Below are 21,281 nucleotides of genomic sequence, written 5' to 3'. Positions count from 1 at the left end.
TCTAAACTGAAAAAAGTTCAGTATTGGCTAGGGCTTGTATACCACTATCCTCTGGAGCCCGCCCGCCTCGCCGCGCTCGACTCCGTAGTTGGCGCCCTTGGCTATCATCTCTATGGTCAGAGCCCAGTCGTAGTCGTCGGTGACGACCTCCAGGGCCTGGCCGGGCCCCAGCTCCTTCATCTTCTCCATGACGAGGTATGCGGGGTGTCTGAGCCCCAGCTTGTGGCAGGAGTCGTCCCGCGAAAACCGGTAGGTCGCCACTATCTTCACGATTCGGAATCCCGTTCTATTTAAAAGGCTATCGCTCCGGGGGAGGCCCCGCCTCCTGGACTTGCACCGGCCTCAGCTCGACCGGCAGTAGAGGCACGTCGGGGGCCTTCTCGGAGATCTCGGCGGGCAGGCCGAGCTCCTTGGCTAGGCTGAGCGCCGTCTGTATGCCCACGTCCTTGACGTCGGCGTCGACGCCGAGTAGCCTCATCGACGTCATGAGGGAGGCCGGCAGCCCGCAGGGGTTTATCCTGGCGAACTCGCCCACGTCAATTGAGACGTTTACGGCGACTCCGTGGTACGCCGTGTTGTCCTCCACCGCTATTCCCAAGCTGGCTATTTTCTTCCCGCCGATCCAGACCCCCCTATGGCCGGGGTTCTTCCCCGCCTCTATCCCGTAGCGCCCCAACGCCGCTATGACCGCGTTCTCCAACGCGTCTATGTAGCGCCGCAACGGCCACCTCAAGACCACTACGGGGTACACCACCGCCTGCCCGGGGCCGTGGTACGTGGCGTCCCCTCCCCTCTCCACCACGTAGACGGGCACGTCCCACCTCAACACGTTGTTGACCCTCCCGTGTTTGCCCACCGTCACCACGGGGTCGTGTTCCGTGACCAATACGACGTCGTCTAGAAGCCCCGAGGCGACCGCTCTGTGGATAGACTTCATCAACCGCCAGGCCTCCGGGTACCTCGTCCTGCCGATCCAGACGATCCTCATAGCTTGGCCACGTGCGTCGGCTTGCCGAGGGCCGCCTCGGCCAGCTCCACGAACACCTCCGAGAGCGTGGGGTGGGGGTGGACCACCAGCGCGAGGTCGTCGACGGTGGCGTAGAACTCGACGAGGGCCGCGGCCTCGCCGGCCAGCTCCGAGACGCCGCGCCCCACCATGTGGACGCCCAGCACTATGCGGCTCTCCCCGTCGTAGACGAGCTTGGCGAAGCCCTCGGAGGAGTCCGTCGCCACGGCGCGCCCGATCGCCGATAGGGGCACTCTGGCCGACTTGGGCCTATACCCCCTTCTAGCCGCCTCCTCCTCTGTGAGGCCGACAGACACCACCTCGGGGTCGCTGAATATGACCGCGGGCACGGCCCGGGGCTCGTAGGCCGATTTGAGCCCCGCCATGTTCTCCACGGCGACCTTGGCCTGGGCGTAGGCCTTGTGGGCGTAGTACGGCGGCCCCGCCACGTCCCCCGCCGCGTACACCCAGGGCAGGCTCGTCCTCATGGACTGGTCGGTCTTCACGGCTCCTCTGGAGTCCAGCTCGAGGCCTAGCGAGGCGAAGGGGCCTGGCCTGGGGCGTCTGCCCACCGCCACGACGACCAGCTCGGCCTCCACCTCCTTCTCGCCTTCGCGCGTCGACAGCTTTAGGCGGACCGACCTCCCGCCGTCTGTCGCCTTGGCGACCTCGCTTGATGTGTGCACCTTGACTCCTCTGCCCGCGAGGGATCTCTCCACCTGCCTAGAGACGTCTGGGTCGAGGCCGGGGAGGAGCCTGTCCATGACCTCCACTAGGTGGACGTCTGCCCCTATCATCGAGAACAGGGAGGCGGCCTCGACGCCCGCGGCGCCTCCCCCGACGACCACCACCGACGCGGGGGCCTCCTCTAGGCTGAAGACCTCCCGGGTGCCCACCACCCTCCCGCCGCGGGGTAGCTGGCGCAGCTCGACGGGCTCGCTGCCCGTCGCCAGGAGGAGGAAGTCGTACTCTATCCTCCTGCCGTCCACCTCCACGGACTTGCCGGGGCCCGGCCTCGCCAGCCCCCGCACCACCTCCACGCCGGCCGACTTGAGGAGGAACTCTATCCCGCGCCTCAGCCTCTCCACCACCTTGTCCTTCCACGCAACGGCCTCCCTCCACTTGAAGGAGGGCTGGCCGGCAAGCCACGGCGCCGAGGCCGCCGCGCGGAAGACCTCCGCCGCGTGGAGCAAAGCCTTCGAGGGGATACAGGCGTGGTTGGTGCACTCTCCGCCGACGTGCTCCGCCTCCACGAGGACCACGTCGATGCCGAGGTGCCTCGCCCTTATGGCCGCCGCGTAGCCGGCCGGCCCGCCGCCCACCACGACGAGCTTCATAGCAAGAGGAGCTCGGGCCTCTCCAAGAGCTCCCTCACCCTGTTCACGAACCTGGCCACGTACGCCCCGTCGACCACTCTGTGGTCGAAGCTGACCGCCACGAGGGCTATATCCCTTATCTCTATCCTGCCCTCGACAACCCACGGCTTCTTCTTGGCCTGGCCGACGGCCATGATAGCGGCCTCGGGGTAGTTGAGTATGGAGAGGCCGCCGAGCCCTCCCACGGCGCCTATGTTGCTTATGGTGAACGTGGAGCCCCTGACGTCTTGTATATCCAGCTTGCCGGACCTGGCCTTCTCGGCGAGCGCCGCGATCTCCTTGGCCAGCTCCAACACGCCCTTCCTATCGGCGTCCCTCACCACGACCACCACTAGGCCCTGCTCTGTGTCTACGGCTATGCCCAAGTTCACCGCCTTCCTCACAACTATGGCGTTCTTCTCCTCGTCGTACTCGGAGTTCAGCATAGGGAACTCCCTCAACGCCAGCGCGACGGCCCTCGCCACGAAGGGCAGAAGCGTCAGCTTGACGCCCCGCCGCTCCGCCTCGGCCTTCAGCCTCTCGCGAAGCCTTATGAGCTCGGTGAGGTCCACCTCCTCCAGATGGTAGGCGTGCGGGACGAGCCTCTTCGCCTTCGTCATCTTCTCCGCAACGGCCCTCCTAATGCCCCTCACGGGGATCACCTCCGCCTCCTCGGCGCCCCCGACAGCCTTAGGCGCCTCGGCGGCTTTGGGGGCCTCCGGCGCCTCCCCTCCCTTGGCCTTGAGCTCCTCGGCATATCTCCTTACGTCCTCGACTGTTATCACCCCGCCGGGGCCTGTGCCCTTGACCTTGGCGAGATCTACGCCGAGCTCTCTGGCGAGCCTTCTGGCGGCAGGCATGGCGGCCACCTCGCGGGGGGCTTGCTGGGCCGCCTCGGCCTGGGGCCTCTCGGCTTGTTTCGCCTCGCCCTCCGCCGGCTCGATTACGCACAGCGTCTGGCCCACCTTGACTACCTGGCCCTCCTTGGCCAAGATCTTGACTACCTTGCCCGCGGCGGGGGCGGGGAGGGTGACCGTGGCCTTCTCCGTCATTACGTCTACCAGGGGATCGCCCTCCTTGACGTAGTCCCCCTCCTTCACGTGCCACTTGACGATCTCGCCCTCGACGAGGCCCTCTCCCAGATCGGGGAACTTGAACTCCATCAGTACGCCATCACCTTTTCTATCGCCTTCAATATACGCTCGACCGTCGGCGCGTAGATGGCGTCGTGGGCCACGGGGCTCTGCGGCACGTCGGGACCCGCCACCCTCACGACAGGCGCCGCGAGCTTGTCCAAGGCCTTCTCGGCGACTACGGCGGCCACCTCTGCGCCGAGCCCGGCGGTCTTGGGCGCGTCGTAGGCCACAACCAGCCTCCCGGTCTTCGACACGCTCTTGAGGACCGCGTCGACGTCCATAGGGTTGAGCGTGAGCAGGTCTACGACCTCCACAGACGCCTTGGCCTTCTCGGCCGCCTCCAACGCTCTGTGGACCATCGCCCCGTAGGCCACTACCGTGACGTCGTCGCCCTCCCTGGCCACTCTGGCCTTCCCTATCTCGACCACGTAGTCCCCGTCGGGGATCTCCTCCCTCGGCGATCTGTAGAGTATCTTCGGCTCGAGGAAGACGACCGGGTCGTCCCCCCTTATGGCCGCCTTGAGCAACCCCTTGGCGTTGTAGGGCGTCGACGGCATGACCACGACCAGGCCCGGCGTGTGGACGAACACGGCCTCGGGGCTCTGGCTGTGGTACAGCCCGCTCTTGACGCCCGAGCCCACCGGCGCTCTGACGACCAGCGGAGCCTTGTACTCGCCGCCGGATCTATACCTGAGCTTCGCTATGTGGTTCAGAAGCTCGTCGGCGCCGGTCCATATGAAGTCCACGAACTGTATCTCGGCGACCGGCTTCAGCCCGGCCATGGCCATCCCCAGCGCGAAGCCCAATATGCCGCCCTCGTTGAGCGGCGTGTCTATCACCCTCTCGGGGCCGAACCTCTCGTAGAGCCCCTCGGTCACGAGGAAGACGCCGCCTCTCCTCCCCACGTCCTCGCCCAACACGACAACCCGCTCGTCCCTCGCCATCTCCTCGTGCAACGCCATGTTTATGGCCTTGGCCATATTGGCGATCATAGCTCCCCCAGCCATTCCTGGAGCGACTTGGGGACGAAGCTGTAGACGTCCCTTACCGCCTCCTCGACGGGCACGTCGGGCATTGCCTCCGCCGCCTTGGCGGCCTCCTTGACCTCCCTCTCCGCCTCCTCCCAGATAGTCCTCACGTCGCTCTCGCTGTATATCCCCGACCTTATCAGGAAGCGCTCCAGCCTGGCCAGAGGATCCCAACGCCTCCACTCCTCAACCTCCTTCTGGTCCCTATACCTGGTCAGGGGATCGTCGGCCGTGGTGTGGGGGCCGAAGCGGTACATCACGTACTCCACCAACGCTGGCTCCCCGCGCCTCGCCTTCTCGACCGCCCATTTGGCCGTCTTGACAACCGCCAGGAGATCCATACCGTCGGCCGAGACGCCCTCTATCCCGTATGCCGCCGCCTTGGTCGCCAGCCGCTCCACCGCGGTCTGTCTGGCCACCGGCATGGATATGGCGTATTGGTTGTTGTAGATGAAGAACGCCGCGGGGACCTTGTAGACCCCGGCGAAGTTCAAGCCTGCGTGGAAGCCGCCGGTCGAGGTGCCGCCGTCGCCGATGTAGGCCGCCACCACCTCGTCCCTCTTCATATACCTCAGCGCGTAGGCGAACCCAGCCGCGTACACGTACTGGTGGCCTATAGGGGCGCCAATCGACAGAATGCGCCATTTCTTGAAGCCGCCCCACTCGATCGTGAGGTTCCTGCCCTTGTCGGGGTCGCCGGACTTGGCGAAGAACTTGGCCCATATAACCTCCAGCGGGACGCCGCGGGCGATGACGAGAGTCAAGTTCCTGTAGTGCGGCGCCACCCAGTCCTCCGGCCTGAGCGCCAGCGCCGTGCCGGCGTCCGCGGCCTCGTGCCCCTCGTGAGGCCCGTAGGTGGACCTCACCTTGCCCATCCTGTGGTACATCAAGGCGTACTTGTCGAGAGTCCTGCCGACCACCATCCACCTATACGCCTTGGCCAGCTCGCCCTCGGTCGGCTTATAGCCTATCTCGTAGGCCTCGTTGGGCTCGCCGTCTTGGCCGAGCACTCTGAAGATCTGCGGCTGTTTAACTTCTGTTCTATACTGTCTAGGAATTTCTAAATTTGTTTCCAACACACTAGCTAAATCGAAATTAATATATAAGTTTTAACTTATGTATACTATATTCCTCAAGGCCTCCCTATATAACTCGGCCGCCATGTAGGAGCTCCTCACCAACGGCCCCGACGCCACGGCCTTGAACCCCATGGCCCTGGCGACATCGCCCAGCTTCTCGAACTCCTCGGGCGTGACGTATCTAGCCGGCTTGATGTGCCTCGGGGAGCCGGTCGGCCTTATGTACTGCCCTATTGTGACTATGTCCACGTCCGCCCTCCGCAGATCGTCGAGGGCCTCCACTACCTCCTCGAAGGTCTCGCCTAGGCCCAACATGAGGCCCGACTTGGTCAAGGGCGCCCCGAACTCCTTGGCGGCCCTCAAGACGGCCAGAGACCTGTCGTAGCCCGCCCTCCTGTCTCTCACCGAGGGGGTCAGCCGCCGCACGGTCTCGATGTTGTGCGCGAAGACGTCGGGTCCCGACCTCACCACTGCGGCTACCGCCTCGGCGCTCCCCCCGAAGTCGGGCACCAACACCTCGACCAACGCGCCGGCGCCCTTCAGCAACCTCACCGCCTCGGCGAAGGCGGAGGCCCCTCCGTCGGGCAGATCGTCCCTCGCCACCGAGGTCACCACCACGTACCGCAACCCCAGCTCCTTGACGGCTTTGGCGAGCCTCTCGGCCTCGCCCATATCGACGAGGCCTCTGGGATCCCCGGTGCGCACCGAGCAGAACCTGCAAGACCTGGTGCAGACCTCCCCAAGTATCATGAACGTCGCGGTGCCCTCGCCCCAGCATCTAAATATGTTGGGGCACCGGGCGCCCTCGCATACCGTGTAGAGCCCGTAGCGGTTGAGGGCTTGCCTGATCCTCGAGATAGACCCATAATCGCCGGCTGTCGTGGCGAGCCAAGGCGGAAGCATAACCTAAGCGAAATATATAATTAAATCAGATCAATATACTTTGTTGAGTTTATATCTTTACTTTTGAAGCCACGCGGCCGTCGCGGAGGCGTCTGCCGTTCTTCGGAGATCTTATCGCCGTGATAACGTTGTGGACCAATGTTTAAAAATGTCCATCGACGCACGGCTATGGTGCTCAAAGTAGGCGACAAGGCTCCGGATTTCGAGCTACTCAGCGAGGAGCTGAAGCCGGTGCGGCTGTCCGAGGTGTTGAAGAGGGGGAGGCCCGTGGTGCTCCTCTTCTTCCCCGGCGCCTTCACCTCGGTATGTACCAAGGAGCTGTGCACGTTCCGCGACAAGATGGCGCTTCTGAACAAGGCCAACGCCGAGGTGTTGGCGATCTCGGTGGACAGCCCGTTCGCGCTCAAGGCATTTAAGGACGCCAACAAGCTCAACTTCACGCTTCTCTCCGACTACAACAGGATAGTGATAGGCATGTACGACGTGGTCCAGGCGAACCTGCTCGGCCTGCCGCTCTTCCACCTAGCCAAGAGAGCCGTCTACATTGTCGACCCGAGCGGCACGATTAGGTACGTCTGGCACAGCGACGACCCGCGCAACGAGCCGCCGTACGACGAGGTCATCAAGGAGGCCGAAAAGGTAAGCCGCGGCGCATGAAAAACCCGCTTTTAACTATACACAAGTTTGGCCTCCACGGCCGATTCCCTCTCCGCCGCCTCACCCACTCGCCATAGCTAGCCAGCGCCCTATCGCGATGTGGGCAGGATCCCCTCCGCCACCTCTAGACCTGCCTCGGCACTTGGTTGCGTCTGGCTAACACTAGCCTAACCCGGCGCCCGATAAGGCTTTCTAACATGGCTACGGAACGATATAGCTTAAGATATCAGTGTTGAAAATATAAAAGACTGTTGCCGACCTTCGGCGTTCATAGCGAATTTAATTTCGAAATCGTTTTTAAAAAGATCTAATAACATTGTTAATATTTAAAAGTACATATTGGGGAATACCGCGATGGACCAACTGGTGCCTATCGGCTACGGGTTCCTGGCTGGAATAACTGTGTTAATAGGGGCCTGGTCCATGTACCTCGCCAGGTATAGGCTAGATCAAAAAAGTCTGGGGACTCTGCAGGCGATGGCCGGCGGGATCCTCGCCTATCTGGCCCTTGAGACTGGTCACGAGGCGTCTGAGTACGTCGAGGGGCTGGCCAAGCCCGCCACATTGCCGGACTTCTTGGCGGCGGTAGCTGTTACCACTGCGGCCCTCGTCGCGACGTTCGTGGTCTTTGCGAAGGCGGAGAGGCTGGGCGCTAGGGCGGGCGCGGCGCCTTCGTCCGCCTCGGCGTTTATAGTGGCGCTCTCCCTCGGCATACACAACGTGGGCGAGGGCTTCGCCATAGCCGCCAGCCTCCTCGCAGGCGCCGTGGCCTCGGCGGCGCTTTTCACCGTGGGCTTTGCCGTCCACAACGCGACAGAGGGCTTCGCCATAGTTGGGCCGTTGCTCGGGGATAGAGCCGCGAGGCCTTCGCCGGCGTATATAGCGGGTCTGTCCCTCCTGGCCGGACTGCCGGCGATCCCGGGGGCCGCTGTATACTACACGGGGCTCGGCGGAGGGCTCTTCATAGCCACACTCGACACCGTGGCGACGGCCTCTATTGTATACGCCTTGCTACACGTCAACCTCAGCGCCTTGCCCAAGCTGGGCGGGCTCACCAGCTATAGGTTCTGGGCGTCGTTGGTGGCCGGCGTGGCGCTGGCCTTCGCGACGGAAAGCATACTGCTGTTCGCGATGCCGGGCTCGCTGTAGCCGCTATCAGCGGCAAATTTCAGAGGGGTTTAATTGAAGGCCGGGAGGCTTGCGGCGACGTCGTGAGCTACACAGCCCAGAGCCCCTGCTATTGTGTCAAAGCGACCGGTATCCCCTGTCGTAGTATATGAGCGGAGGCTTGTCGTTCAGCACGGCGCCGTCGACCACCCTGCCGACAAATATGGTGTGGTCTCCTCCAGGGTACTCGGCGACGACCTCGCAGTCCAGGTAGGCCAGGGCGTCGGCCAGTATGGGCACTCCCGTGGCCGCGAACGCCAGCTTGAGGTCTCTGAACCGCTCTTCGGGCGGCGCCGTGGCGAACCTCCTGGCGATCTCCTCCATGTCGTGCGCAAGTATGTTGACGGCGTAGACGCCGGATCCCTTGACTGCCTCGTGCGTCCTGGCCCTCTTGTCTATGGCCACGAGGACTAGGGGCGGGTTCAGGGAGAGGGATATGAAGGAGTTGGCGGTGAGGCCGTAGAAGGCGCCTCTATAGGCCGTCGTCACGACGGACACGTCGGTGGGGTAGCGCCTCATTATCCTCCTCAGATAGTCGCCAGTGAAGGCCATGTGTTGGCCGATATCGCCAGAAATAAGCTACCGGCCGCTTCTGGCTATCTGGACCGCGGCCAACACAGCCACCACGGCCAGATACGCCAGTAGCGGAAGGTGTTGGGCGGCGAGGGGGCCCAAGCCCACGGCGGGCGACCAGATCACCTCGGACACCCTCCCGGCGTTGAAGGCGGCCGCCGCAAGCAAGACGGCGTACGCCGGAGGCCCGCCGCCCCGCCAGATGGCCGCCGCCAAGGCCGCGTACACGGCCGCGAAGGCCAGGTTCTCGGCCACCAACGCCTCGGGCAACCCCACAAAGTTCACGGCAACGTAGCCCGCCGAGAGCAAGGCCAACATAGCCGCTAGCGCCCTCCGCATGGAGGCTTGGCGATTCGCCAATTTTAGCATTACGGGCGACGTATGGACGGCCGGCCGCGCCATGTGTTTATTAACTGGTGGTACTACCAGTAACTGGTGGTTGTACCAGCCCTCTTCAAGCTAGAGCCCAAGGAGTCGCTTGAGGAGCTCTACGACTTCGAGGAGGAGCTCCGTATGTTGCGGCTGGGGTATGAGAAAGGCCGCATCACTGCCGTGTTGGGGCTTAGGCGGACGGGCAAGTCCAGTCTGGTGAGGAGCTTCCTCAACGGCCTCCGCGTGCCGCATATCTATATAGACGCCAGACGCGCCGCGTTGGCGACCGGCCGCGCCACGGCGCGCGGCTTCGCGGCGGAGCTCGGCAGAGCCCTTACGGAATTCCTCAGGCGTGAGGCCTCCCTGAGGGACAAGCTCATCCAGGCGCTCGGCTCGGTGAGGGGGATCTCGGTGTCGGCGCACGGCCTATCTGTGGCGTTGAGCTGGAGCGGGGGAGGCGCCGACTTGGCCTCGTTGCTGGAGGCCGTGGACCGCGTAGCCGAGGAAGCCGGCGAGCGGGTGGCCGTGGCCATAGACGAGGTGCAGGAGCTGAGAGGGGCTGGGGTGGGGCTGGCCAAGCTGTTGGCGTATATCTACGACAATCTGCCCAACCTGGTGGCCATCGTCACGGGCTCGCAGATAGGCCTCGTGTACGATATCTTGAGGCTAGACGACCCCGAGTCACCTCTCTACGGGAGGGCCGTAGTCGAGATAAGGACGAGGAGGCTGGGCAGAGAGCAGGCGCTCGACTTCTTGAGGAGGGGCTTCGGCGAGGCCGGGATCAGCCCGCCCGAGGAGGAGCTGGAGAGGGCCGTGGATCTCCTAGACGGCATCATCGGCTGGCTCACCTACTACGGCTGGGCGAGGACCGCGGGCGCGGGCGGCCTGGAGGAGATAGCCGATACGGCGGCGCGGCAGGAGGCGGCCGAGCTCGAGAGATTTCTGCTGAAGTCGAGGGCCGAGGAGAGATACCGCGCCATATTGAAGGCCGTCGCGTTGAGGCCGATGAGGTGGTCCGAGATAAAGATGGCGGTCGAGGCCCGCGAGGGGGCCGAGATAGACGACAAGAACTTCACCGCCTTGCTCCACTATCTGGTGAAGATGGGGATCCTCGAAAAGGCCGGCGATCTCTACTCGATCCCGGACCCAATCGTGCGGAGGGCCGTCGAGCGGTACCTCAGATAGCTTCCCGCTACGTGCGGGCCGCGGCTCCGTCCGGCCGCCTCTACCATAGACATGACGGCCCCGCGGGCGACGCCCAGACGGCTTGCGTTTCTAGGCGGCGGCTGTTGCGGATAAGGCTTATAAGCTGAGAAGGCCGGCGGCTTACGTGATAGATCTCGGATTCGTAGTCAGCTCGCTCATAGCACAGGCGCCGCTTGTAGTAATCGCGATCGTAGTACTCTACTACACGCTAGACAGAAAAATTGAGTCCGTGAGGGTAGAACTCGGCGGCCGCATCGATAGGATCGAGGCGCGTGTGGAGGAGTTGGCAAAGGGCCTTGTGCAGGTGAGGGAGGCCTTCTACGGATACCAGAACGCCTTGATAGACTTCCTCGCCGCTAAGGGGCTCATAACGGAGCCGGAGGCTGTTCTGTTGCGCGGAACTCTTAGGGCTTTGGTCCCCCTCGCAAAGTCGAAGTACTACACCGAGGAGGTTAGGAGAAGGCTGATCGAGTTGCTGGATAAGGACATCAAGGACTACACGTGGGACGACGTGGCCGAGCTGGAGAGAATCGCCGAGGCTATCGACAAGGAGGCTTGGGAGACCGGGAGAGAAGACCTATTCAGGTACTACCCCAAACTGGTGATGTACATAGCGATAGTGAGGGGCTTGTTGAGGAGGAGGGAGGCGGAGAGGAGGGGCTAGCCCAGCGCCCGCCGACTGGGCCGAAGACGCCGGCGGCCCGTCCCTCGGCATCCTCTATAGGCGTAGGGGCCGAGTCCCGCGATCGTCGGCCCGGGGCGCCCATCCCAGCCGTAGCGTCTGCGTCTATCACAGCCGGGTTACGTCGTCCTAGCGCGCTTACGGCCACGATTTGCGGCTTCGGCGATGCGACGCGAGGTTCGTGAATGGCTGGCGGCCCCCAATCTAGACGCGGCGCTCGCTCGGGGCTGAGGCCGCTGCGCCGGCGGGCGTCGAGGTATTTCCGACTTCTCCAACGTCGTGCGGCGGAGGGGGCGCGTCCTAGACCATTTGTTCGAAGAGCTTGAAACACGCCTTCTCCACCCAGTAGCGACGTATTACTGCCAGGCCTAGTACTTTTTTAGACCCTCGTTACACTGCTCTATGAAGTTGTTGACGTTCAGGAAGGGCGAGGCGCGGAGAGTCGGACTGTTCCTCGACGGATTCGTGGTGGATCTCCCCAAGGCCTACACGCTCGTCTACGACGCCTACGAGGCGCCGGACTTCCTCCACGACATGAGGAAGCTCATAGCGGCCGGGAGGCCGGCGCTGGAGATAGTCGAGTATATCTCCCGCAGAGCGCCCGAGGAGGCTAAGCTCAGCCCCAAGGATATAGTCTGGGAGCCCCCGGTCCCCAACCCCGAGAAGATCTTGGCCGTCGCGGTGAACTACAAATCGCACGGCAAGGAGATGGGGCACGAGCCCCCGCCCAAGCCCTATTTCTTCCCCAAGCTACCCAACGCTCTGGTCGGCCACGAACAGCCCGTAGTCAAGCACAAGGTGGTCGAGAAGATGGACTGGGAGGTGGAGCTCGTAGTCGTCTTGGGGAGGCCGGGCAAATACATACCTCCCGAGAGGGCCCTGGACTACGTCTTCGGCTACACCGTCGGCAACGACATATCCCTTAGGGACTGGCAGTACCCGGCCACCCAGTACGGCCTCAACTGGATATGGGGGAAGTCCATGGACACAGCCGCGCCTGTGGGGCCCTACATAGTGACTAGGGACGAGATAGAGGACCCCAACAAGCTAGGCCTGGAGCTCAGGGTAAACGGCGCGGTGGAGCAGAGGGGCAACACCTCCGAGCTTATCTTCAACGTACAACAGCTCATATACTGGGCCTCCCAGGGCATAACGCTGAAGCCGGGCGACCTCATATTCACCGGGACGCCTCCCGGCGTCGGGTTCCCCAGAGGCAAGTTCCTCAAGGGAGGCGACGTGGTGGAGGCCGAGGTCGAGAAGATCGGCGTGCTCCGGAACTACGTAGTGGAGGAGAAGTAGCATATGAGGGCCGCCGTCTTCCCGGCGCCCGGGTTGGAGAACCTAAAGATCGAGGACGTCCCCGTCCCCAGGCCCGGCCCCGGGGAGGTCCTGATAAGGGTGGCTTACGTCGGCGTTAACCCCCTCGACTACAACGTCGTGGCCGGCGCCGTAAAGGCGTCGCCGATGCCCCACATACCCGGCTCCGAGTTCGCCGGCGTGGTCGAGGAGGTGGGGCCGGGCGTTTCGAGCCCCCAGCGCGGGGACGCCGTGGTGGTCTACAACAGGCTCTACTGCGGCCACTGTCGGTACTGCCTCTCCGGCGAGACCCAGATGTGCGAGATCACTGGAGGGGCCATAATCGGAGTCTCCACCCAGGGAGCTATGGCGGAATACGCGGTGGCTCCCGCCAAGAACGTGGAGCCCACTAGGGCCGACTTGAGGGATGCGGCGACTCTGCCTATCGGCGCTTTGACGGCGTTCAATATGGCGAGGAGGGCCTCCATAAGGCCGGGCGAGAGGGTAGCGGTCGTGGGGGCGACGGGCAACGTCGGGACGTATCTGATCCAGTTCGCCAAGCTCCTCGGCGGAGAGGTATACGCTGTGACTAGGCGTAAGGAGAGGGCTGGGTCCGTCTTGAGGGCGCTCGGCGCAGATCACGTGGTGGCGCCTGAGGAGGCCAGAGAGGCGGCTCCTTTCGACGTTGTGCTGGACCCGACGGGGGCCGGGAGTTGGGAGCTGAGCTTCTCCCTTCTGGGGAGAGGAGGGCGCTATGTCACGGCCGGTGCCTTGACCGGAAGCGAGGTGAGGCTCGACTTGAGGAGGCTCTATGGAATGCAGATATCGGTAATTGGCGCAACGGGAGGCACCCGCGGCGATTTCAGGTTGGTGGTGAGGCTCTTGGAGGCCAGCAAGATAAAGGCGGCTATCCACGGCGTCTACCCACTTGCCGACGTCAAGAGGGCGCTGGAGGAGCTGAGGTCCGCCGATAGGGTCGGCAAGATCTTGGTAGCTCCGTGAAGGTCTTTGAGGCAATCGGCGAGGGCGTCGCCAAGGCCGAGCGGCTGGGGATAAGGGTATCGATAGCGGTGATCGGCGAAGATGGGGAGCTTATAGCCCTCTATAAGACGCCCGGGACCTACGTCTTCTCCCCCTTGATAGCCTATCTGAAGGCCCGGACAGCCGCTATCTTCAAGAGGCGGAGCTCGCCGAGGGGGCCTCGCAGAACCTCCCCTTCTACATAGGGCTGACAGTTCGCGCAGGCCTGATCTTCGGCAAAGGCGGGTTGCCCGTGTCGGCCGGGGGCTCAAGGGGCGGTTAGAGTCAGCGGGGGCGCTGGAGATCAAGACGAGGAAGTGGGGGGCCGCCTAGCTTTTTGACCCAGACAGCGACTTCAACGCCTCCTCAAGCGGCACCCCCTTCTCGAGCATCTCGGCCAGGCGGGTCGCCGCGTCGTAGCCCAAGGCGGCGGCCAGCGCCGTGATATTGGCCTGGGAGGCTTGGGCGTAGGCCCTCATCCTATCCGCGTTGGGCCTAATATCGGCGACCACGGCGGCCGCCTTCCTCAACGCCTCGGACAGTAGCTTTATCTGAACAACGACGTTGTGGCCCGTCAGCGGGATGCCCATGGAGAGCTCGAACTCGCCGAGCATTGCCGCTATCTGGTTGGCGTGGTCAAGGCCCATTACCTGCGCCGCGGCTTGCATGGCGGCCTCGGCGGTGACGGGGTTGTGTTTGCCCGGCATCATGGAGCTGCCGGGGAGCTCCCGCTGGCTCGGCAGATCTATCTCGGCCAGGCCAGTGTTGGGCCCAGAGAACATGAGCCTCACGTCCTGCATAAGCCTGTAGAGGTCGACCGAGACGGCGCGTAGCGCCGAGGATAGGAGCAACAAGTCTGTGAGGAGCCTCATCTGCGTGAACGGGTCGCCTCTCTTAAGGGGAAGGCCCGACTCCTTGGCCGCCAGCGCCACGGCCAGCTCGGCGAAGCCCTCCGGCGCGCCTTGCCCAGTCCCCACCGCGGTCCCTCCCAGAGGCACCTCCGCCACCTTAGCCAGTGCCAGCTCCACGAACTCCTTCTCGCGTCTAAGGGCATCGGCGTATGCTCCCAACTCCTGCCCCAGCGTCACTGGGAGCGCGTCCCGTAGATGGGTGCGGCCAGCCTTGACGACGTTGGCAAACTCAGACGCCTTCAACTCCAGCGTAGATATGGCGGCGTCTAAGGCGGGCAACAACAGCTCTCTGGCCGCCCGCAACGCGGCGAGCCTTATCGCTGTGGGCACCACGTCGTTGGAGGACTGGCTCTTGTTGACGTGGTCGTTGGGGTGCACCGGCATGCCGAGGATCTCGGAGGCCCTCCTGGCCAGGACCTCGTTGACGTTCATGTTGAGCCCCGTGCCGGAGCCCGTCTGGAACACGTCGACGGCGATCTCGCCGTCCATTTTCCCGTCGGCCAGCTCGCGCGCAGCGGCCGCGACCGCCCTCGCGATCTCGCCATCTAGCGCGCCGAGCCGCGCGTTTGCCTCCGCGCACGCCGCCTTCACGACGCCCATAGCCCATATAACCTCGCGGGGGAACCTAAAACCCGTCTCTAGGTACAGTCTCCTGGCAGTCTCAACGTACACGGAAAATCCGCGAGCGGAGTTAAAAAGGGTGTCGCGGCTCTGGGCTAAAGGAGCCTCCTCCCGCCGTCGACAGGTATAACCGCGCCGTTTACCCAGTACGACTCGTCAGTCAACAGCCATATTATGACGCGGGCCACGTCCTCAGGAGGGGCTTGCGGGTCCCCCAGCCGACGCTCCCGCCTCCAGTCCCGGCCAGGGGCGAAGTCCTTTCTCATGCCGCCGGGCGCCACGCCGTTCACCCTGATGCCTCTCTCCGCGAGCTCAGCGGCCAGGGCCTCCACGGCCCTCGCCAGCGCGGCCTTCGACGAGACGTACGCCGCGTTGTTCCTCAGCCAGGCGGGATAGGCCCCGCCGACGGCAGTCACGAGGACAATCGAGGAGCCCGGCTTGAGGCGCCTCACGGCCGCCCTCACGGCGTAGAGGTGGGCCTTGAGGTTCCTCGAGAGCATCTCCTCCAGGACCGCGGGGTCCAGAGCGTCTATCGGAGCCTCGACGTACCCTCCCGCCGTCACCACAACCGCGTCCAGCCCGCCCAGCTTGGACGCGGCCTCGGCCACCGCCGCCTCCGCGGACTCGGGCCGCGAGAGGTCGTAGGCGCCCACGTGGAGCTCCCCAAGCCCGGAGAGCTCGCGCCGTAGCCTCTCCAGGAAATCCCTAGACCTCGCCACAGCGAACACCCTGGCTCCTTCCAGAAGGGCGAAGTACACGACGGCAGAACCCAGACCGGGCCCGACGCCGCCGACGAAAACCCTCGCCCCTTGAAGTCTCCCGCCCATATACGTGTCGAGTAGCACCTATATATCGCCATCGCGACGCGCGGCAACCGGCTACGGCTCAGCCGTCCGCCTTGCCGCACGACAGGCCGTAAAGCGGCTGACCGGCTAATCTAGGCCGAGCGAGAGACAGCGACCGACTTATAGTCACCGCGAGAAGTAGCCGTAGCGAATATCCATCAGGTTTTTAAAAAGTGCCGGCTTATTTCCGTGTCTATCCGACATTAAGGTGCTTGAGGAGGTTGTGGAGAGGGCTGTCAAGAAGGCTCTCGCGGAGGCCCGTAGCGAGGAGATGAAGGCAGTTGCCGAGGCCCTAAAGGCCCTCGCCGACTACACCAAGGCCGGATTCGCAGAGCTGGCCGCGCGGATAGAGAGCCTGGAGAAGCGCGCCTCCGATCTAGAGAGGAGAGTCTCCAACGTCGAGGACGCGCCTCGAGACCTCGGCGATAGGGGCCGAGAGAGTAACCGCCACGTCTATGCCCCGCCTACGCCTTAAAATCTCTTTCGCAGAAAGCCGCCGAGGGCTACGGGGCTCTGAGATCTCGGAGGGACCATGTCGCCGAGGGCTCGGACGGCTTTCGTTGCTCGCGAAGAGATCTCCTCACCTAGATCTTACGTCGCCCGGCCGGCCGAGACGTGTTGCCCCCGCCGGCGCGGGGCCCTACGTGGGCTTGAAGACCATGAGGTATATCATGGCGATGTACCCCGCGGTCCACAACGGGATCAACGGCCTGACCGCCCTCATGTAGGCGCGGTACCCCGCCCGGGCCGCCAGCAGGTGGACGACCTCCAGGACGCCCATCGCCGCGGCTATCGCGATGGCGAGAGATATCCAGAGCGGCGGGCGGGAGAGGCCGTAGTAGGACGCCATGGCGAGCCCCGTGGCGAATATGAGAAGGGCCGAGGAGAATTGTAGGTAGACCAGCTTGGCGTATCTGGGGAATCCAGACTCCCCACAGCCGAGCAACACGTAGTAGCCGCCTGCGGTGAGGCCTGCCCAGCCCACGACGCCCGTCACGTGGAGGGCGAGCAAGACCTCGCGCAACATAGACGGGCGGCTGAATGGCTTTACGGCTTCACGTAGAGGTAGCCGGCGGCCTGTAGCTCGAGGATCTTGGCGATGCCCGCGGGCACCACCTCGGCGAATGGGAGGAGGTCGTCGCTGTCTATCCCGTGGGCCCTCAAAGAGTTTGCGCAGACGTAGAACTTGACGCCCCTCCCGGCGAGGGCCTCCAGCCTCTCCCTAATGTGGGCGGGCGACTGCCTGACGAAGAACAACACGGCGCTTCCGTTGGCGACGACGGCCACCTCCGCCCCCGGCACCGCCTCCAGCAAGTTCTCGACGTTGGAGAGGGCTATGGACATCGTGAGCAAGTCCTCCCTATCCACGTGGATAAGTGCCTTCACGGCCGCCGGCGCGCAGAGGCTTATAAACATGGCGCCGCCGACCGCTCAATATATTTAACAGGCGGTCGGCACATACGTGGACATCAAGCTGAGGATCGAGGGCGGCAGGGAGGCCGTGTTGAAGATATTGGGGATGCACTGCGCCACCTGCGCGTTGACTGTCCAGAGAGCCCTCGCGTCGGTGCCCGGCGTCGTCGCCGCCTCCGCGTCCCTCGCGAGCGACGAGGCGAGGTTGCTCGTCGACCCGGCGAGGCTGAGGTACGGGGATCTCCTTAGGGCGGTCCGGAGGGCGGGCTACGACGTGTACGCAGAGGAGGCCTATCTGGCGTTGCGGGGGGTAGGCCCCGAGGAGGTCCACAAGGCCGCCGAGGCCGCAGAGGGCTGGGGCGTCTTCGAGGCGAGGCCAGACGTAGTCGGCGGAGGCGTCTCGGTGCTCTACAACCCCCTCGACGTGTCGGCGGAGGAAGTCAAGAGGCGGCTGGAGGGCGCCGGGTTCGAGGTCGCCGAGGTGCGGACCGGCGCAGTCGAGACTGACGTGGACAGGAGGGCGGCGGCCGTGGAGCTGGCCGAGCTGGGGAGGCGGCTCGCCGTGGCCGCGCCCCTCGCGGCCGTCTTGATGGCGCTCATGTTCGTCCGCCTCGGGGCTTGGTGGGCGCCGTTGCTCCAGTGGGCTCTGGCCACGCCGGTCCAGCTCTACTCCGGCTGGCGGTTCCTCAAGGGAGCATTCCGGGCGTTCAGAAACGCCACGGCCAACATGGACACCTTGGTGGCCCTGGGCACCTCAGCGACGTATCTATACAGCGCCTACGCCGCGGCGGCGGGCCTCCCGACGTATTTCGAGGCCTCGGCGGCCGTGATAGCGTTTGTGTTGGCCGGGAGGTATCTAGAGGCCAAAATGCGGCTTAGGACAGGCGAGGCGGTGAGGAGGCTCCTCGGGCTACAGCCGCCGAGGGCTAGGGTCGTCGCCGGAGGCGCCGAGGTCGAGAAGCCCGCCGACGAGGTGGCGCCCGGCGAGATTGTGTTGGTGAGGCAGGGCGAGAGGATACCCGTCGACGGCGTGGTGGACGACGGCCGCGGCTACGTGGACGAGTCCGCCTTCACGGGGGAGCCCATGCCCGTCGAGAAGAAGCCCGGCGACTTAGTCCTCGCAGGCTCCACGCTGGTCAGAGGAAGTCTGGCCGTCAGGACGACCCGTAGCGGGAGGCATACGTTGATCGCCCAGATGGCCAAGCTGGTGAGGCACGCCCAGAACGCCAGATTGCCCGTCCAGAGCCTCGTGGACAGAATCGCCGGCGTGTTTACCTGGGCGGTTATGGCCGTAGCCGCGGCGACCTTCGCCGTCTGGCTGGCGCGCGGCGCCCCTCTCGGGACCGCACTGCTGTTCGCCGCCGCCGTGTTGGTGGTGGCCTGTCCCTGCGCCCTCGGGCTTGCGACGCCTATGGCTGTAGTGGTGGGGGTCGGCAGGCTGGCCGAACGCGGGGTTCTGGTCAAGAACCCGGAGGCCCTCGAGGCCTTGAGGAGAGTCGACGTGGTGGCGTTCGACAAGACGGGGACCTTGACGTGGGGGAGGCCGAAGGTCGTCGAGTTCTTGGGCGACCGGCGCGCTTTGGAGCTCGCCGCTTCCGCTGAGCTCTTGTCGGAACACCCCATAGCGGCGGCGCTGGTGGAGTACGCCAGATCTGCCGGCGTGGAGCCTAGGAGGCCTGAGTCCTTCGACTCCCTCCCCGGCCTCGGCGTATACGCCGTCGTGGACGGCGTCGCGGTGGCCGTAGGCAACGAGAAGATAGTGGAGGGCATGGGCGCCGCTGTGGACGGCGACTTAGCGGCTAGGGCGGCCGAGCTCAGGGCTAGGGGCTACACCGTCGCGTACGTGGTCGCCGAGGGTCGCGTCGTGGGGATGTTCGCGGTGGGGGACGAAGTCAAGCCGGGGTCGGCCGAGGCGGTCGCCGAGCTCAAGGCCCGCGGCGTCGAGCCGGTGATAGTGACGGGCGACCACGAGGAGACAGCCAGGGCAGTGGCCTCGGCGTTGGGGATAACGAGAGTCTACGCCGGAGTCGACCCGGAGGGCAAGGCCAAGATAGTGGACGAGATGAGGAGGGCCGGGCGGCGGGTGGCCTTCGTCGGCGATGGGGTCAACGACGCGCCGGCGCTGGCGGCCGCCGACGTGGGCATCGCAGTGGGCACCGGGACAGACGTGGCGAAGGAGGCGGGCGACTTCGTCCTAGTGCGGGGCGATCTGTCGAAGCTCGCCGAGCTGATGGGCCTAGTGGACAAAATATATGGGAATATAAAGTTCAACATCTTCTGGGCCTTCGCCTACAACGCGGCGCTTATACCCATAGCGGCGGGGGCCCTGTACCCCTACGTCGTGCTCCGCCCGGAGCTCGCCGGCCTGGCCATGGCGCTCAGCAGCATCTCGGTCACCCTCAACTCCCTCCGGCTGAGGAGGGCTTGAGGTCGGTAGATCCCCGGGCGTGGAGCTACGTCGCCGTTCGAGTATCGCAGGCAGATCTGCGCGCCTCGGCCGAGGCCTCGCGCAAGCCCACTTTAATACGGATTTCGGGTTGTATATGCCTAACTACGACGTAGTCGTTCTGGGCGGCGGCAGTGCGGGGGTCGCGGCGGCTGTTAAGGCGGCCCAGTTGGGGGCGCGGGTGGCTCTTGTCAACGAGGGGCCTCTCGGCGGCACCTGCGTCAACGTGGGCTGCGTCCCCAGCAAGTTCTTGATCAGGGCGGCCGGGCTCAAGAGGGCTGTTGAGCGGCCCTACTTCAAGGGCCTCTCGGCGAAGGTCGAGGTGGACCTCAAGGCCTTGATGGGCCACATGAAGGAGGTGGTCGCCGCTCTGCGGAGGGGGAAGTACGAGGAGGTCCTGCAGTACTACGACGTGGAGGTCGTCGAGGGGCGCGGGGTCTTGGCGGGGCCGAGGACGGTCAAGGTCGGCGGCCTGGAGCTGACTGGCGAGAAGGTCATAGTGGCCACGGGCGCCAGGCCCCGTCTGCCCGACGTGCCCGGCCTCCGCGAGGCTGTTGCCAAGGGCCTCGCCTTCACTAACGAGGAGTTCTTCAAGCTGGACGACGTGCCCTCCTCAGTGGTCTTCATAGGGGGCGGCGCCGTGGCGGTAGAGCTGGCGCAAGCGCTCGCGAGGCTCGGCGTGGGCGTAGCGGTGGTATACCGCAGCGCCCTCCTCAAGTACGAGGAGGGCATAGCGTCTAAGTTCATGGAGGAGCTCCTAGCCGACGAGGGCGTCCGCCTGGTGAGGGCCGAGGCCTCGGCCGTCGAGGTGAGGGGCGGGGAGGTCGAGGTGAGGCACGGGGAGGGCTCTGTGAGGGCCGAGGCGGTGTTCGTGGCGGCGGGCAGAATCCCCAACGTGGAGCCTCTCGGCGGCCTCTTGAGGCTCGGCCCCCACGGAGGGGTCGAGGTCAACGAGAGGATGGAGACGTCGCTCCCCGGCGTGTACGCGGCTGGGGACGTCACGGGCGGGCTGGGAGGCGTGCGCTATCTGGAGAACGTGGCGGCTAGGCAGGGCGTCGTCGCCGCCGTCAACGCCATGGGGGGACGGGCCGAGTTCAACCCGCTCGCCGCGCCCCGCGTGGTCTTCACGGACCCGGCGATCGCTAGCGTGGGGCTGAGGGAGGAGGACATGTTGAGGGGCGGCATAGGGTGCCGCTGCCGGCTGGCCCCCGTGGAGGCCGTGGCGGCCGGGTGGACGAGGGGTAATACGGGCGGCTTTATAAAGATAAACACGTACCCGGAGACCTGGAAGGTGTCGATGAAGCGGGGCAAAATCGCTGGCGCGCTTGTCGTGGCCCCGGAGGCCGAGGAGCTCATCAACGTCTTCGCGCTAGCCATACAGCTCGGCCTGACCGTCGACGACCTTGTGGAGTGGTTGCCGAGCTTCCCCTCATACGGCGAGGCGGTCCGCCTAGCCGCGCTGGCGTTCTACACGGACCCCACCAAGCTGAGCTGTTGCGGCGGATAGGCCGGCCCGCCGCAGGTCGGCCTCTGCGTACCATCGCCCATACCCACCGCGCGTTGCT

At 64.7% G+C, this 21,281-nt stretch carries 22 protein-coding genes and 1 pseudogene; 10 read left to right on the top strand and 13 right to left on the bottom strand.

Annotated elements, in window-relative coordinates; all coding sequences use genetic code 11:
* Positions 1 to 27: 27 nt before the first annotated feature.
* From TUZN_RS04945 to lipA, 7 genes are read right to left on the bottom strand one after another with little or no spacing between them, the layout of a single operon-like run.
* Positions 28 to 270, bottom strand: coding sequence for a sulfurtransferase TusA family protein (locus TUZN_RS04945; RefSeq protein ID WP_013679849.1), 243 nt, complete (start codon positions 268 to 270; stop codon positions 28 to 30).
* 28 nt (positions 271 to 298) lie between these two features.
* Positions 299 to 988, bottom strand: a complete 690-nt coding sequence (gene lipB, locus TUZN_RS04940; RefSeq protein WP_013679848.1) for a lipoyl(octanoyl) transferase LipB — start codon at positions 986 to 988, stop codon at positions 299 to 301.
* Positions 985 to 2,343: a dihydrolipoyl dehydrogenase gene (lpdA, locus tag TUZN_RS04935; protein ID WP_013679847.1), complete on the bottom strand. Its 1,359-nt coding sequence runs from the start codon at positions 2,341 to 2,343 to the stop codon at positions 985 to 987. The genes lipB and lpdA overlap by 4 nt, the downstream gene beginning before the upstream one ends.
* Positions 2,340 to 3,524: a dihydrolipoamide acetyltransferase family protein gene (locus TUZN_RS04930; protein WP_013679846.1), complete on the bottom strand. Its 1,185-nt coding sequence runs from the start codon at positions 3,522 to 3,524 to the stop codon at positions 2,340 to 2,342. The genes lpdA and TUZN_RS04930 overlap by 4 nt, the downstream gene beginning before the upstream one ends.
* A complete protein-coding gene (locus TUZN_RS04925; protein ID WP_013679845.1) occupies positions 3,524 to 4,489 on the bottom strand; it encodes an alpha-ketoacid dehydrogenase subunit beta in 966 nt (321 codons plus the stop codon). The genes TUZN_RS04930 and TUZN_RS04925 overlap by 1 nt, the downstream gene beginning before the upstream one ends.
* Positions 4,486 to 5,604 (bottom strand): thiamine pyrophosphate-dependent dehydrogenase E1 component subunit alpha, encoded by a 1,119-nt coding sequence (locus tag TUZN_RS04920; RefSeq protein ID WP_013679844.1) that lies wholly within the window; start codon positions 5,602 to 5,604, stop codon positions 4,486 to 4,488. Before TUZN_RS04920 ends, TUZN_RS04925 begins: the two co-directional genes overlap by 4 nt.
* Before the next feature lie 30 nt (positions 5,605 to 5,634).
* Positions 5,635 to 6,507 carry a lipoyl synthase gene (gene lipA, locus TUZN_RS04915; protein ID WP_013679843.1) on the bottom strand — a complete coding sequence of 291 codons (873 nt, stop codon included), beginning with the start codon at positions 6,505 to 6,507 and terminating at the stop codon, positions 5,635 to 5,637.
* A gap of 168 nt (positions 6,508 to 6,675) precedes the next feature.
* Between lipA and TUZN_RS04910 the strand changes: the two genes are divergently transcribed.
* Both TUZN_RS04910 and TUZN_RS04905 read left to right on the top strand, forming a co-directional pair.
* Positions 6,676 to 7,164, top strand: coding sequence for a peroxiredoxin (locus TUZN_RS04910; protein WP_013679842.1), 489 nt, complete (start codon positions 6,676 to 6,678; stop codon positions 7,162 to 7,164).
* Between the two features lie 354 nt (positions 7,165 to 7,518).
* Complete coding sequence (locus TUZN_RS04905; RefSeq protein WP_013679841.1) at positions 7,519 to 8,313, top strand: ZIP family metal transporter; 795 nt, start codon at positions 7,519 to 7,521, stop codon at positions 8,311 to 8,313.
* Between the two features lie 96 nt (positions 8,314 to 8,409).
* On the opposite strand, the gene TUZN_RS04900 is transcribed toward TUZN_RS04905, so the two are convergent.
* Both TUZN_RS04900 and TUZN_RS04895 read right to left on the bottom strand, forming a co-directional pair.
* Positions 8,410 to 8,883 carry a flavin reductase family protein gene (locus TUZN_RS04900; protein WP_013679840.1) on the bottom strand — a complete coding sequence of 158 codons (474 nt, stop codon included), beginning with the start codon at positions 8,881 to 8,883 and terminating at the stop codon, positions 8,410 to 8,412.
* 27 nt (positions 8,884 to 8,910) lie between these two features.
* The gene (locus tag TUZN_RS04895; protein ID WP_013679839.1) at positions 8,911 to 9,243 is read right to left on the bottom strand and encodes a hypothetical protein; all 333 of its coding nucleotides are present in this window, start codon (positions 9,241 to 9,243) and stop codon (positions 8,911 to 8,913) included.
* Positions 9,244 to 9,339: 96 nt separating this feature from the next.
* Here TUZN_RS04895 and TUZN_RS04890 point away from each other — a divergent pair, with 96 nt between their 5' ends.
* The 5 genes from TUZN_RS04890 (at position 9,340) to TUZN_RS11460 (ending at position 13,686) form a co-directional block, all read left to right on the top strand.
* Positions 9,340 to 10,461: an AAA family ATPase gene (locus tag TUZN_RS04890; protein WP_013679838.1), complete on the top strand. Its 1,122-nt coding sequence runs from the start codon at positions 9,340 to 9,342 to the stop codon at positions 10,459 to 10,461.
* Between the two features lie 145 nt (positions 10,462 to 10,606).
* Positions 10,607 to 11,146: a hypothetical protein gene (locus TUZN_RS04885; protein ID WP_013679837.1), complete on the top strand. Its 540-nt coding sequence runs from the start codon at positions 10,607 to 10,609 to the stop codon at positions 11,144 to 11,146.
* Positions 11,147 to 11,566: 420 nt separating this feature from the next.
* Positions 11,567 to 12,463, top strand: a complete 897-nt coding sequence (locus tag TUZN_RS04880) for a fumarylacetoacetate hydrolase family protein (RefSeq protein WP_013679836.1) — start codon at positions 11,567 to 11,569, stop codon at positions 12,461 to 12,463.
* 3 nt (positions 12,464 to 12,466) lie between these two features.
* Positions 12,467 to 13,462 carry an alcohol dehydrogenase catalytic domain-containing protein gene (locus TUZN_RS04875; protein WP_013679835.1) on the top strand — a complete coding sequence of 332 codons (996 nt, stop codon included), beginning with the start codon at positions 12,467 to 12,469 and terminating at the stop codon, positions 13,460 to 13,462.
* Positions 13,459 to 13,686 carry a heme-binding protein gene (locus TUZN_RS11460; RefSeq protein WP_013679834.1) on the top strand — a complete coding sequence of 76 codons (228 nt, stop codon included), beginning with the start codon at positions 13,459 to 13,461 and terminating at the stop codon, positions 13,684 to 13,686. Before TUZN_RS04875 ends, TUZN_RS11460 begins: the two co-directional genes overlap by 4 nt.
* A 123-nt stretch (positions 13,687 to 13,809) precedes the next feature.
* Here the strand turns inward: TUZN_RS11460 and TUZN_RS04865 are convergent, their stop codons facing one another.
* Together TUZN_RS04865 and TUZN_RS04860 are read right to left on the bottom strand one after the other, a co-directional pair.
* Positions 13,810 to 15,063 carry a lyase family protein gene (locus tag TUZN_RS04865; RefSeq protein WP_013679833.1) on the bottom strand — a complete coding sequence of 418 codons (1,254 nt, stop codon included), beginning with the start codon at positions 15,061 to 15,063 and terminating at the stop codon, positions 13,810 to 13,812.
* Positions 15,064 to 15,107: 44 nt separating this feature from the next.
* On the bottom strand, positions 15,108 to 15,839 hold the full coding sequence (locus TUZN_RS04860; RefSeq protein ID WP_052886101.1) for an SDR family oxidoreductase: 732 nt from the start codon (positions 15,837 to 15,839) through the stop codon (positions 15,108 to 15,110).
* Positions 15,840 to 16,014: 175 nt separating this feature from the next.
* Here TUZN_RS04860 and TUZN_RS04855 point away from each other — a divergent pair.
* A pseudogene (locus TUZN_RS04855) lies at positions 16,015 to 16,266 on the top strand (hypothetical protein); the annotation flags it as partial.
* A gap of 231 nt (positions 16,267 to 16,497) precedes the next feature.
* Here the strand turns inward: TUZN_RS04855 and TUZN_RS04850 are convergent.
* Together TUZN_RS04850 and TUZN_RS04845 are read right to left on the bottom strand one after the other, a co-directional pair.
* The gene (locus TUZN_RS04850) at positions 16,498 to 16,884 is read right to left on the bottom strand and encodes a hypothetical protein (protein WP_013679830.1); all 387 of its coding nucleotides are present in this window, start codon (positions 16,882 to 16,884) and stop codon (positions 16,498 to 16,500) included.
* A 20-nt stretch (positions 16,885 to 16,904) separates the two neighbouring features.
* A complete protein-coding gene (locus TUZN_RS04845) occupies positions 16,905 to 17,243 on the bottom strand; it encodes a DsrE family protein (protein WP_237698272.1) in 339 nt (112 codons plus the stop codon).
* 76 nt (positions 17,244 to 17,319) lie between these two features.
* Between TUZN_RS04845 and TUZN_RS04840 the strand changes: the two genes are divergently transcribed.
* Together TUZN_RS04840 and merA are read left to right on the top strand one after the other, a co-directional pair.
* Positions 17,320 to 19,698 carry a heavy metal translocating P-type ATPase gene (locus TUZN_RS04840; RefSeq protein WP_013679828.1) on the top strand — a complete coding sequence of 793 codons (2,379 nt, stop codon included), beginning with the start codon at positions 17,320 to 17,322 and terminating at the stop codon, positions 19,696 to 19,698.
* A 115-nt stretch (positions 19,699 to 19,813) separates the two neighbouring features.
* Positions 19,814 to 21,223, top strand: a complete 1,410-nt coding sequence (gene merA, locus TUZN_RS04835; RefSeq protein ID WP_052886100.1) for a mercury(II) reductase — start codon at positions 19,814 to 19,816, stop codon at positions 21,221 to 21,223.
* Positions 21,224 to 21,281 lie beyond the last annotated feature (58 nt).

Origin of the sequence: Thermoproteus uzoniensis 768-20 (genome assembly GCF_000193375.1) — an archaeon.
Lineage (GTDB): Archaea > Thermoproteota > Thermoprotei > Thermoproteales > Thermoproteaceae > Thermoproteus > Thermoproteus uzoniensis_A.
The sequence above is the reverse complement of the archived record's forward strand: the minus strand, read 5'-3'. Positions and strand labels throughout refer to the sequence as shown.